General features: G+C 57.6%; 12 protein-coding genes. 5 read left to right on the forward strand and 7 right to left on the reverse strand.

All coding sequences use genetic code 11. The annotated features are described in order from the left end of the window. Nucleotides 1-4 precede the first annotated feature (4 nt). The 5 genes from ACN08V_RS09225 to ACN08V_RS09245 form a co-directional block, all read right to left on the reverse strand. A complete protein-coding gene (locus ACN08V_RS09225) occupies nucleotides 5-1,579 on the reverse strand; it encodes a hypothetical protein (RefSeq protein ID WP_419105338.1) in 1,575 nt (524 codons plus the stop codon). 65 nt (nucleotides 1,580-1,644) lie between these two features. Then, nucleotides 1,645-2,394 (reverse strand): sugar isomerase domain-containing protein, encoded by a 750-nt coding sequence (locus ACN08V_RS09230; protein ID WP_419100413.1) that lies wholly within the window; start codon nucleotides 2,392-2,394, stop codon nucleotides 1,645-1,647. A gap of 96 nt (nucleotides 2,395-2,490) precedes the next feature. Continuing rightward, nucleotides 2,491-3,831, reverse strand: a complete 1,341-nt coding sequence (locus ACN08V_RS09235) for a PTS ascorbate transporter subunit IIC (protein ID WP_419100414.1) — start codon at nucleotides 3,829-3,831, stop codon at nucleotides 2,491-2,493. Between the two features lie 32 nt (nucleotides 3,832-3,863). Continuing rightward, a complete protein-coding gene (locus ACN08V_RS09240) occupies nucleotides 3,864-4,151 on the reverse strand; it encodes a PTS sugar transporter subunit IIB (RefSeq protein WP_419100415.1) in 288 nt (95 codons plus the stop codon). A gap of 14 nt (nucleotides 4,152-4,165) precedes the next feature. Then, entirely contained in the window at nucleotides 4,166-4,600 is a 435-nt protein-coding gene (locus ACN08V_RS09245; RefSeq protein ID WP_419100416.1) for a PTS sugar transporter subunit IIA, read from the reverse strand. A 389-nt stretch (nucleotides 4,601-4,989) separates the two neighbouring features. Between ACN08V_RS09245 and ACN08V_RS09250 the strand changes: the two genes are divergently transcribed. The 5 genes from ACN08V_RS09250 (at nucleotide 4,990) to nagA (ending at nucleotide 9,938) form a co-directional block, all read left to right on the forward strand. Beyond that, entirely contained in the window at nucleotides 4,990-5,877 is an 888-nt protein-coding gene (locus ACN08V_RS09250; RefSeq protein ID WP_419105339.1) for an SIS domain-containing protein, read from the forward strand. Nucleotides 5,878-5,905: 28 nt separating this feature from the next. Then, the gene (locus ACN08V_RS09255) at nucleotides 5,906-6,880 is read left to right on the forward strand and encodes a 1-phosphofructokinase family hexose kinase (RefSeq protein WP_419105340.1); all 975 of its coding nucleotides are present in this window, start codon (nucleotides 5,906-5,908) and stop codon (nucleotides 6,878-6,880) included. Between the two features lie 24 nt (nucleotides 6,881-6,904). Further along, nucleotides 6,905-7,750: a class II fructose-bisphosphate aldolase gene (locus ACN08V_RS09260; protein ID WP_419100419.1), complete on the forward strand. Its 846-nt coding sequence runs from the start codon at nucleotides 6,905-6,907 to the stop codon at nucleotides 7,748-7,750. Between the two features lie 204 nt (nucleotides 7,751-7,954). Beyond that, nucleotides 7,955-8,749, forward strand: a complete 795-nt coding sequence (locus tag ACN08V_RS09265) for a DeoR/GlpR family DNA-binding transcription regulator (protein ID WP_419100420.1) — start codon at nucleotides 7,955-7,957, stop codon at nucleotides 8,747-8,749. 28 nt (nucleotides 8,750-8,777) lie between these two features. Next, nucleotides 8,778-9,938, forward strand: a complete 1,161-nt coding sequence (nagA, locus tag ACN08V_RS09270; RefSeq protein WP_419105341.1) for an N-acetylglucosamine-6-phosphate deacetylase — start codon at nucleotides 8,778-8,780, stop codon at nucleotides 9,936-9,938. Nucleotides 9,939-10,028: 90 nt separating this feature from the next. Here nagA and ACN08V_RS09275 read toward each other — a convergent pair whose 3' ends face one another. Together ACN08V_RS09275 and tmk are read right to left on the reverse strand one after the other, a co-directional pair. Continuing rightward, nucleotides 10,029-11,186, reverse strand: coding sequence for a DNA polymerase III subunit delta' (locus ACN08V_RS09275; RefSeq protein ID WP_419105342.1), 1,158 nt, complete (start codon nucleotides 11,184-11,186; stop codon nucleotides 10,029-10,031). After that, on the reverse strand, nucleotides 11,183-11,860 hold the full coding sequence (gene tmk / locus ACN08V_RS09280) for a dTMP kinase (RefSeq protein WP_419105343.1): 678 nt from the start codon (nucleotides 11,858-11,860) through the stop codon (nucleotides 11,183-11,185). The genes ACN08V_RS09275 and tmk overlap by 4 nt, the downstream gene beginning before the upstream one ends. Nucleotides 11,861-11,961: the final 101 nt, after the last annotated feature.

Below are 11,961 nucleotides of genomic sequence, written 5' to 3' on the forward strand. Positions count from 1 at the left end.
AGTCTTATTTGGTGTAGAGCTTGATATTGTCAATGGTTGCCGAACCCTCGTAATAGTTCAGGTGCGGGATACCAATGACAAAGTTATCCGGGTAAGCCGATCCCTCAGGCCACATATCCTTATCAAAGCTACCGAAGGGGCCCTCAAAGGTGAGAGTCTGGTTCAGAGAACCATCGTACTCATCAGCGGTCTGGTTGTAGTGCCAGATGGAGTGCTGTCCGTCCTGATCTACGAAGGGGCGCTCATTGCGGATCGTGGTGTGGCCGATGTAGCGGAAATTGCCGGTCAGCTCGGTGACGTAGCTGTCCTTGGTGCGCTCAATAGCAATGGTGTAGGTTTCTTGAGGCATCAGTTCAGGCTCAAGCTCAGCGGTAGCAACAATCGTTGCACCGGGAACATCACCAACACGCAGGCCACAGGGAGTGGGCATGACGAACTGGTTGTAGGCGAAGCTCGGGTCACGGAAGCTGTTGCCGTCAAAGAAGATCTGGTTGATACCGTTTGCCTTTGAGAGGCTATAGGGGTATACCTCCTGGGTGGCGGGGTTGCAGACAGAATAGTTCTTAGCCCATGAGGCATCAACAGAGTAGGTATCCATGCCTACCTTGCGGTGGCTGTGGATGAAGATGTTGTTGTGGGGAGCCGGGTGGGCGTAGTCCATGATGGAGAGCAGATAGTAGCCGTTCTCCTTGGTCACATCGCCCCAGGGTGCGGCGCAGGGGTCAACGGTGTCTGAACCACCCTGAGAGTAGTCACCACGGCGAACCCAGGGGAAGTTAGTCTTGCACTCACCGGGGGTGTAGCCGTTGTACTTGCCGTCGTAGTTCCAGGTCTCTTCGCCGTTAACGGTACGCTTGCCACCGAAATCAACGGTCTTAAGTTCGTACTCAATGCGGTATTCGCTGGGTAGGGTGTCGGTGCCGGTAAGGACCAGGCCGCTATTCCAGGCGGGAACCTTCAGAACTCCTTCCCCGTCCTGGCTTGTCAGGGAGGGCTCTGTATCGGGAATCCCGTCCTTGTTGAGGTCCTGGGCAGCTAATTCTAGGGTCAGCCAACCGTCCTGGCCGAAAGTAAGACGCTTACGCATGATGTTCATGCTGTCCAGGGCACGGTCGAAGGACTTGCCCCCCAAAATGCTGTAATAAACACCGTCATCGGAGAACTCATCAACGTACCAGGGGCTTTCGGCGCCCAGCGGATCAACTATCCAGGGCTCTGCCGAGAGGGAAATATCATCATCAAACTGTTCTTGATACTTAAGAACCCAGTCTTGACCTGCCTGGTCCCCTGTACCGGCAGAAGAGCTAACACTGGGGGAGGGAGTTGGCTGGGGGGACCCGGTTTCGCTAGGTTCTGCAGTTGCGGTGGGTTGTTCCGTTGAGCTGGGGCTAGCACTGGGGCTAGGGCTTGCTGTTGCGGTGGGTTGCGCTGTTGAACTGGAGCTGCTCGTCGCTGAGGGGCTAGCAGAAGCGCTTGCTGTGGGCTGACCGGGCTGGCCCGGGGCTGTTGAACAAGCTGCCAGGCTGAGGGTGACTAGACCCAGGGTTAAGGCCCTGTATTTGCTGGAGGTAAACTTCATTGTTTATGTCCTTAGATATAAAAGGTGCCTGACTCAGAGTAAAGCTCCGAGTCAGGCACTGCTCATTAGTTAAGGTAGAAGATCTTGTCCTGGTTTTCAGACATGTGCTTCTTGTTCCACTCGGCACCACCATCGAGGTTGGCCGCGAGGAAGACTGGGGCGCTGATTCCGCGAGCCAAGAGCTGCTCTATGATACCTGCGGACAGGGAGTGCAGAATCGCGGTCGAGGTGACACCCGAAGCAGGGGTGAACTTCTGGGGGACACCTTCGAGGGAAAGTACGGCGTCGCCGGCATCGACCTGGTTGTCGATGAGGATATCTGCGTGATCCTTGAGCTTGGTCTTATCGGGAACGCGAGAGGTAACGGCGTCGGTGTACTTGGAGGAGGTCAGACCTACCACGAAGATGCCGCGGGCACGGGCTTCACGAGCCAGCTCGACCGGGAGTGCGTTACGGCCAGAGACCGAAACAACAATGAGAACATCGCCTTCGCGCAGGGGTGAGTTGTTGAGGACGACCTCGGCGTAGCCAGGCATCTGTTCCATCTGGGAGCCCAGGGTGGTGGGGCGGGTGGTCAGTGCTTCAACGCCGGGTGCGTAGAGGGGGTTGATGAGCATGAGGCCACCGGCGCGGTAGACGATGTCCTGGACCGGCAGGCTGGAGTGTGAAGCACCGAAAGCAAAGATACGGGCACCCTTTGCGACGCGGTCAGCGATCTCTGATGCTGCCTTTTCGATGGTAGGTACTTCTTCTTCACGAATCTTTTCAAGCAGGGAGATGATTTGCTGGTAGTAGCTATCCAAGAGCTGTGACATGATTCAGAATCCTTTGATTGATGCTGGTAGAAAATTGTTGTTCCCCGCCCGACCGGTAAGACCGCGCGGGGTAGCGGTGCGAGAGCAACCAAGTTTTTAGGCTACGAGGCCCAGGAGCTGGCCGATCCAGTGGATGATGATGCCGGGGACAACAGCATCGGGAACGGTGAAGCCCAGGCCGGAGGCGCCGAGAGCTTCCAGGTCGCCAAAGGCCTGGCTGTAGAAGGCGAAGGAGATCAGGATCCAGCCCAGGAAGCCCCAGAGGAAACCGCCAATCCAGGCTGCAAGACGGCCACCGGTTGAGTTAGCAAAAATTGCTGCGGTACCGGAAGCGAAGAAGGCCACGATCATGGAGGGGATGGGGACCGGCCAACCCAGGGAGACACAGAGTGCCATACCAGCGATTTGACCGATGAGACCGGAGATCAGACCGATGAGCAGAGCGTTGGGTGCGAAGGCAAAGAGAACAGGTACATCCAGTGCGGGAATCGCGTTGGGAATAACCTTCTGGGAGATACCTTCAAAGGCAGGAACGATTTCCCCGATGAGCATACGAACACCGTAGAGCAGAATCAGCATACCTGCGGTGAACTGCATAGCCATCATGAAAGCGAAGAGGATCCAGTTTTGACCGTTGGAGATACCACCGTTTTCGGTGGTCGCTTCGAAGGCTTCTACGCCACCTACGGAAACAGCTGTGATAGCTGTGCCGATGGAGACAATGAGCATGACCAGGGTGGTGGAGACAGCTACGTCGCGGAAGAAGGAGAGCTTCTCGGGGAGTTTGATGTCCTCGGTTGACTTCTCCTTGTTGCCAATGACCATGCCCAGGTAGCCAGCTAGTACGTTGAGCAGGGTCTGGCCGTGTGCGAAACCAACGTCGTTACCACCGGTGATACGGCGGACGAAGGGCTGGGCGATGGCGGGAGCCAGGGTCATGTAGAAGCCGTCAATGATAGAGGCGATGGCAACAGTCCAGAAGGGGCCCAGACCCAGCTGGTAGATGGCGATGGTGAAAGCACCAGCGTGCACCCAGATCATGTGGCCGGTCAGGTAGACGTAGTGCCAGGGGGTGAAGCGGGCTAGCAGGAGGTGAACGATGTAACCAAAGAGCATGGTTAGGCCAATTTGTGAGCCTAGAGCTGCTACAGGTCCAGCCTGAACGGCCGAGACCACGGCTTCATCGAAGGTAACGAAGGTGGTGATGTTCCCCGCGGGGAAGGCCATCTTGAACATGTCCTGGATGGGGCCGAGACCCTGAATCAGGACGGTAACGCCGCCACCGATAATCAGTAGCGAGAGTGCGGTCTTAATAGTGCCGGTAACAATCTCGTCGGCGCTCTTCTTCTGGGCGAGCAAACCGATAAAGGCGATAAAACCTACGATAATAGCTGGGATCTGAACCAGCTGTATCAAGAAGGAAAGGACGGAATCCATGGTGGTTTACCTTATGTATCTAAGGGGTGCTGTTAGGCACCGGCTTGGAAGTCTTTGACAGCTGCTAGAACCTTGGTCTTAACCTCGTTCTTGTCGATGAGATTGTCAATGAGAACGACCTTGGCCTTGGTGCCTTCGACGTTTTTTGCCATTCCGGTGGTGGTCACAACGATGTCTGAAGGCTGGGACTTGAAGGAGCCCAGGTCAATAGCCTGAACTTTAGCTTCGATACCTTCGGCGCTGAGCAGGGTGCGTACCTGCCCGGCCAGCATCATGGAGGTTCCGAGGCCCATGCCACATACGGTTGCAATTGAAATCATTGTTCTTTTCCTTACTATTTGGTGGTGAACACGCGCATAAGCTCATCGTCATTGCGGGCCTGGCGTGCTTTTTCAATACGGTCTTGGTCAGCTAGGACAGCTGCAAGTTCTTGGATCTTTTCCATGTGCCCGTCGGTGCTTGTTGAGGCAAACGAGATGAGGAAATCGACGGGATCGTTCTTCTCGCTACCGAACTCTACGGGGGTGGAGAGGGTGACGACCGCTGTGCCAGACTTGAGCACGCCGCTGGTTGCCTTAGCGTGCGGCATGGCAATGCCGGGAACAAAGACCATGTAGGGCCCAAAGTCCAGGACGCCCTGAATCATAGCCTGAGTGTATTCTTCGGTGGCTATTCCGGCCTGCTCGTAGAGGCTGCCAACTAGCTGGATAGCTTCTTTCCAGTCTTTGGCCTCTCGTTGGGCTGAGACGAGATCGGGAGTAAAGCTCATGGGATTGTCTCCTCGGTAACGGACCTATCTACACATCCCATCATAGTGAGCGAATTTGCGTGATGTAAACATTTTGACTGATTTTTTTTGAGAAAAAATCAAACTTGATCATGGGGCCTAGTGAAGGATGTGCAGGGGGCCCTGGCCCCTGAAAAAGGGTGGTTTTGACTCAAAAGTAAGAGCCGAACCCTCCCTAATTAAGTATCTTGAGTGTCGTCCGCCTCAGTTTTTGCCTTTGGGTAGGGTGCTGGGTGCTCGCTTTTCTTTTAAGTTGCCTTCAGGTCTGGACAGCAAAAGGAATCATGTGTAATCATAAATATTGAGCGAAAATGATTGCTAATGGGCAGTTGCTCACCAGAACTACAGACGCTCCGGAAGGGAAAAACACCATGTCTCTAGCAGGCGCTTTTATGAAAGAAGAACTTGAAAGCCAGCCCCTCATGTGGGAGCAGGCACTGGGCTTGGACACCGCCGTCCTTCCCCAGCCCGGCCTGAAGGTAGCAGCTATTGGCTGCGGCACCTCCTGGTTCATGGCTCAGGCCTACGCCGCTCTGCGCGAAAATGCTGGCCAGGGCATCACCGATGCCTTCACCGCAACCGAGGTCCCCACCGGTCGTGACTTTGACGAATACCTCATCATCTGCCGCTCCGGTACCACCACCGAAATCGTTGACTTCATGAAGAGCGTCAAAGGCACCAAGCCCATCACCGTCCTGGTCGGTGTACCTGACTCACCCGTAGCAGAACTTGCTGACCGCCTTGTTGACCTCTCCTTCGCCGACGAGAAGTCCGTTGTCCAGACCCGCTTCGCTACCACCGCTCTCATGTTCCTGCGGAGCTCCATCGACTCAGAAGAAGTATGCCGTGCCGCTATCGAAGATTGCCGCGCTGCACTGAGCGAACCTCTTGCCCCTGAACTGATCAACGCTGAACAGTACTCCTTCTTGGGCACCGGTTGGATCGCAGCGCTGGCTACTGAAGCCGCACTCAAGATGCGCGAATCCTCCCAGAAGTGGACCGAGTCCTACAATTCCATGGAGTACCGCCACGGTCCCATCTCCATCGCAGCACCCGGCCGCGTCACCTGGCAGTTCGGCCTTGCACCCGAGGGGCTGCGCGAGCAGGTAGAAGCAACCGGCGCTTACTTCGAGGATCGTGACCTTGACCCCCTGGCTGACCTTGCTCGCCAGCACCGCGTAGCTCTTGAAACTGCCTTGGCTAACGGACTAAACCCCGATGAACCCCGCAACCTAACCCGTTCAGTCATTCTGAACTAAGCAGTAGGGAAAGGGGAGAGGTACCATTATGGCCGGTGCACGAGTCATTACACTGACGCTCAATCCAGCTCTCGATATCACGGTGAGCATAGACCAGCTCACCCCGGAGAGCACCCTTCGGATCCCTCATGCCCAGCGCAGATTGGGCGGTAAGGGGCTTAACGTTGCAAACGTAGCCGCCGAGCAGGGCTACCCTGCTCTGGCTCTTGCGCCCCTGAACGAGCTATCGCTCGCTGAGCTCAAGGCCCGAGTTGCCGCTTCGAGCCCCGGGGTGTGCCCCCTACACGAGCAGGTACAGCTCCTTCAGGCCTCTACCCCCGTTCCCCTGCGGAGCACCTATGCCCTGGTGGAAACGGAAAGCTCCACGACCACCATCATCAACGAGTCAGGCCAGGAGCACCCCGCAGAGGTCTACCGGGAACTCCTGAAGCACCTGGCAGACTCCCTGGCTCAGTACCCCGGTAGCGTGGTCACACTCTCTGGCTCCTTCCCTCCCCGGAGCCCCGAAGGACTTATCTCTGATATCGCTCGTACCTGCCAGGAGGCCGGTGCCGCTTTCATCGTGGATACTTCCGGCCCCTACCTACTGGAAGCCGCCCGCGCCGGTGTCACCTACCTCAAGCCCAATCGAGCTGAACTGGTAGAAGCAACCGGTGAGCAAGACCTCTACCGGGGTGTCGCCCGCCTACAGGAGCTGGGTGCCCAGCAGATCATTGTCTCCTGCGGCCCTGACGGCCTCTACGCTTTCGGGCAAGAGCAGGGAGTCAAAGCGCGTCTTGCTCAACCCCTTGAAGGTAACCCCACCGGGGCAGGCGATGCCCTCGTAGCAGCCCTTGCTACCTCACTTCTTGATGAACTCAGCCTAGAAGACCTGCTTATCCGTGCAGTGAGCTGGTCTGCCTCCGCTGTTACCCAACCCCTCGCCGGCTCTATTGGTAGCGCCTGGTCTTCACTGGCCGAAAAGGTCATCGTTGAAGATGTCACCTACCCGTCGGCGTCCTAGCACCAGCCCAGAAGGAAGAACAACATGCCACAGGTAAGCACCCTAGATCTGGTCCTAGCTGCCGAAAGCCGTAAGAGCGGCATCGGGGCTTTCAACGTCGTCCACCTGGAAACCGCAGAAGCAATTGCGGCCGCCGCTGAGCGATCTAACCTGCCCGTGATTATGCAGGTCAGCCACAACTGCATCCGCTACCACGGTGGCTTTGAGCCTATCGGCCATGCCATGCTTGAAATTGCACGGAACTCAACCGCCGAGATTGCTGTTCATCTGGATCACTGCGAGTCTGTGGAACTGGCCTGCCAGGCTATTGACCTGGGCTTCAGCTCGGTCATGTACGACGGCTCAACCCTGCCCTACGAAGAGAACCTGGCCGCAACCGCCAAGGTCGTGGAATACGCCCACAAGAAGGGTGCGACCGTTGAAGCTGAACTCGGTGAAATTGGCGGCAAGAAGAGCGCCCACGCTCCCGGTGTACGCACCGATCCGGCAGAGAGTAAGGAATTCGTGGCGGCAACCGGTGTCGATACCTTAGCAGTGGCTGTAGGCAGTGAGCACGCCATGACCTCCCGCACCGCCACCTTGGATCACGAGCTGATTGGCCGGCTCCGTCAAGCCGCAGGTGTACCCCTGGTCCTGCATGGCTCATCGGGCGTCAGTGACCAGGAAATTCTGCGCGGTATTGCATCTGGCATGACTAAGATCAACGTTTCAACCCACCTGAACGGTTTCTATACCGGGGCTATCCGCGAATACCTGGCGGCTCACCCAGATGTCGTGGACTCCCGCAAGTACACCATGGCTGGCCGGGAGGCCCTGAGCCAGGAGGCCCAGCGATTGCTGACCCTTTTTGCCAGCGGTTCCGCTCGATAGTAATAACCCTTGCCCGGCTGGTTCCAGCCGGGCAAGAGCCTGGCTTACATGACTGTGCTGTCTGGGGAGCTGGCCCAGTTAGTGGGCAGGAATGAAAGTTAGAAAAGAATTCGATAGATTATTGGGAAGCTGGGGCGCATCCCCGGCGATACCTGTTAGTTAGCGGCCTGAAAAACTATAGAGATCAAGGAGCTTGCTCTGACTATGCGTGATGTGCGCCATACACAGATATTGGATATCGTGAACTCACGCCAAGTCGTGACGGTCAAAGAACTGGTTGACGAGCTCAAGATATCCACAGCCACGGTCCGGCGGGACCTGGAAGCGCTCAGCCAGGCTGGCCTGCTGCAGCGCACACGGGGTGGCGCCCAGAGTCTGCCTACCTACCTCCCGCCGGTCATTAAGATGGACCAGACCCACAGCACCCAAAAGGCCGCAATTGCCCAGCATTGCCTGGAATACATCAAGCCCGGTGCCATGATTGGGGTCACCGGTGGCAGCACTGTGGGCGCTCTTGCCCATGCTCTTGCACAGTGGGCTCACCGCCATAAGGATCAGCCCTCTTCTCCCCATAAGCCTCTGCTGACCATCGTCACCAACGCCGTTGATATCGCCTACCGGCTGGCCGAAGTCAGCGAAATCAAAATTGTGCTGACCGGCGGGGTGATTAACGGCTTCTCCTACGAGCTGACCGGCCCCTACGCCATTGATGTTCTCAACCAGATTTCTTTGGACATGGCTTTTATCGGGGTCAACGGGTTCGACGAAAACGGCCCGGGCACCGTGGATGAGTATGAGGCATCGGTCAACCACACTATGATTACCCGTGCCCAGCAGACCTTTATCGTGGCCGATTCAAGTAAGTTCGGTAAGCGTTCCTTTACCTCGATTAGCGGTGACAGCGACCGTTTAGCCACTACCATCATTACAGACTCCTCTATCAGCCAGGAATGGGCCGATCGGGTGACCCAGCAGGGCTATAACCTCCGTATTGTTTAATTCTTTGATGAGAAAGAAGGCAGATTTTATGTCCTCCCTTATCGTTCATTCAGCTACCCTCTATGACGGGATCATCGGAGGGGTTCACCAGCGCGGTGCGGTCCTTCTAGAGAACGGGAAGATTAGTAAGGTTCTGGGCGAGGATGAGTGGCAGAGCTACCTGAGCCCCGGTACCGAGGTGGTTGATGCGGCTGGGGCTCCGCTGGTCCCCGGTTATATTGATATCCACCATCACGGCGGTGCTGGGCACGCCTATGATGAGGGAAGCATTGAAAGCGCTACTGCCGCCCTTGAGGCTCACGCCAAGCACGGTACCACCCGCAGTGTTCTCTCCACCGTGACTAACTCGGTGGAGGCTATTAGCCATAGCTTGCGTAACCTGGCACCTCTGGTGGAGCAGAACCCTCAGGTTTTGGGTTTCCACGCCGAAGGGCCTTTCCTACACCCCCAGCACAAAGGTGCTCACCCCGAGGATCTTCTGTGTGACCCTGACCCTGAGGCAGTCGCCCAGATTCTTGATGCGGCTGGCGGACATCTGCTCCAGGTGACCATGGCCCCTGAACGTGAGGGTGGCCTGGCCGCTATTGAAAGCTTTGTGGGCGCAGGTACCAAGGTCGCTGTGGGCCACACCAGCGCCACCTATGAGCAGGCAAGAGACGCTTTCTCGGCAGGTGCTAGTCTGCTAACCCACACCTTTAACGGTATGAACGGTATCCACCACCGTGCCCCCGGCCCCGTGATTGCGGCCCTGGAAGACAGCCGTGTTTCACTGGAAATTATTAACGACGGTATTCACGTTCATCCCTCAGTAGTTGCCCAGATTTTTGGGCGGGCACCGGAGCGTACCGTGCTGGTGACCGATGCCATGTCAGCTACCTGTAACGCTGACGGCATCTACATGCTGGGTACCCTCGAGGTTGAGGTTAAGGGTGGGGTTGCAACCCTGGTTGAGGGTAAATCCCTGGCTGGCTCCACCCTGACGATGGACCGTGCGGTGGCGTTGGCTGTTCAGCACTCTGGTCAGCCGCTTGACCTTGCGGTTGCTGCGGCCACTTCTCAGGCTGCCGCCGCTCTGGACTTGGCTGACTCCTACGGTCGGATTGCACCGGGTTACCCGGGTGACCTTCTGCTCCTGGACGCTGAAACCCTGCTCCCCACCCGTATCTGGCGGGACGGCGTTCAGCTCTAAGCACCCCAACTAACTTCCTTATGTGTTTAGCCCCGAACTGGTTATCCGGCTCGGGGCTGACTTTTGGGTTGAGCGGGTAAAGCTCACGAGCTAAGAGCCTGCTGGTGAGGCAATGAACTGTGTCATCATGGCTTCAAAAGCTAGGCGGGCACTTGCATTGGTGTTCATTCTGCGGCGGGTAGTTGCTACAGTTTGCAGGTGAGCTAGCACGGCTTCCGGCCTAGTGCGCGCGGCGTAAGCCTGTAGCTGCTGAGCCATGTGGGCGTTAATAAGCTCTGCCCCAGTGCCCATTTGCAGGGTGAGTACATCACGGAAGACCGTTTGAATATCGGCCAAGAAACGGTCCAGGGTATCGGTTTGGATTCGTTTGGCGCGGCGTTTTTGGTCTTCTTCTAGCTGACGTACCTGGGCGCGGTGGGTGGGGGAGAGTTTCTCCCCATCCGTGTAGCCCAGGGAGGTCAGGAGCGCGGCACGTTCGGCCTCATTGCGGGTTTGCGCGTCTGCTTCTGCTTGAGCCTCAGCAATAGAGATGAGCCGGTCGGCGGCATCCATCGCCGAGGCAACAGAGCTGAGGGTCAGCGGTATCTTGACCACTGAATCGCGGCGGGTGCCTGCCTGCGGGTCGCTTGCTAGCTTGTGGGCGGTGTCCAGGTTGCCCTGGGCTAGGCGGGCTACTAGCTCGGCTTGGTGGGGTTCGAGCCCGTGCTGGGTACTGAGTACGGCGGCAACTTCCGCCACCAGGGGGAGCCGTAGCTGGACCGGGCGGCACCGGGAGCGGATAGTGATGAGAACATCGGCGGGGGAGGGGGCCGTCAATAACCAGATAGTGTAGGGCGGCGGCTCCTCTATAGCTTTGAGGAGTACGTTGGAGGTGCGTTCGGGCATGCGGTGGGCGTCTTCAATGAGCATGACGCGCCAGCGTCCAACGGCGGGGCGGTCCTGCGCTTTAACAACAAACTCGCGGGCCTCGTCGATGGTGATGACGGTTTTTTCGGTTCGAAAGTGCAGGAAGTCTGCGTGGGAGCCGCTGAGCACGGTTTGGCAGGAACGGCAGGTTCCGCAGCCGCGTGCGGCGGGGTTGGGCTGGTCGCAGAGGAGTGCTGCCGCGAATGTCTGGGCTGCTGTGGTGTGGCCTGCACCGGTCGGGCCGGTAAAGAGCCAGGCGTGGGTGGGCTTGGTATCAGCGGCGGCGGTAGCTAGCTGGTGTTTGACCTCGTTCTGCCCTATTAGGGAGTCCCAGACGCTCATGAAAGTACCGCCAGGGCCGCATCCAGAACCTGTTTGTGGACTTGCTCGATGGGTTGGGCACCGTTGATAAGGGCGTATCGCTCTGGGGCAGCCTGCGCTAGGGAACGGAAGGCACTGTGTAGAGCGCTGTGGAAAGTGTCGTCGGCGGCTTCCATACGGTCAGCGTGACCGCGGGCACCTGCGCGCGCACGGCTTTCAGCCAGTGAAACATCAAGGAGTACCGTGATGTCGGGCAGGAGATTGCCCGTGGCCCAGCGGCTTAGGTCGGTGATGGTTTCCAGGCCCAGGCCGCGCCCAGCTCCCTGGTAGGCTGCTGATGAGTCGATGTAGCGGTCGCACAGAACGATGGTGCCGGCTTCTAAGGCTGGTTGAATTTTTTGGTGGGCGTGGGCGGCCCGTGACGCCGCAAAAATGAGTGCTTCGGTGTGTGGGTCAATCGCGCCGTTGCCGTGCTCTAGGACCAGGGCACGGAGTTTTTCGCCGATGTCGGTGCCCCCTGGCTCACGGGTGACCAGCACAGAATAGCCGCGCTCTGTGAGGGCCTCTGCCAGGAGCTTGATCTGGGTGGTTTTGCCTGATCCGTCGCCACCTTCAAAAACGATGAAAGTGCCGGGGTAGGGGCCGTGGGCGCGTGCCGGGTCGGCATCTGGGGTGTAGGTCAGTGCTTGAGTCACCCCTCTAGCCTACCAAGGCCTGTTTGCTGGGGCTTGCGGTTAGATAGGGACTCTAAGCAAGTTCATTTGGTGACCATGCTTCTCACCTACTAGCTCCTTAA

Origin of the sequence: Rothia sp. P5766 (assembly GCF_048513555.1) — a bacterium.
In the GTDB taxonomy this organism is placed as follows: Bacteria; Actinomycetota; Actinomycetes; order Actinomycetales; family Micrococcaceae; genus Rothia.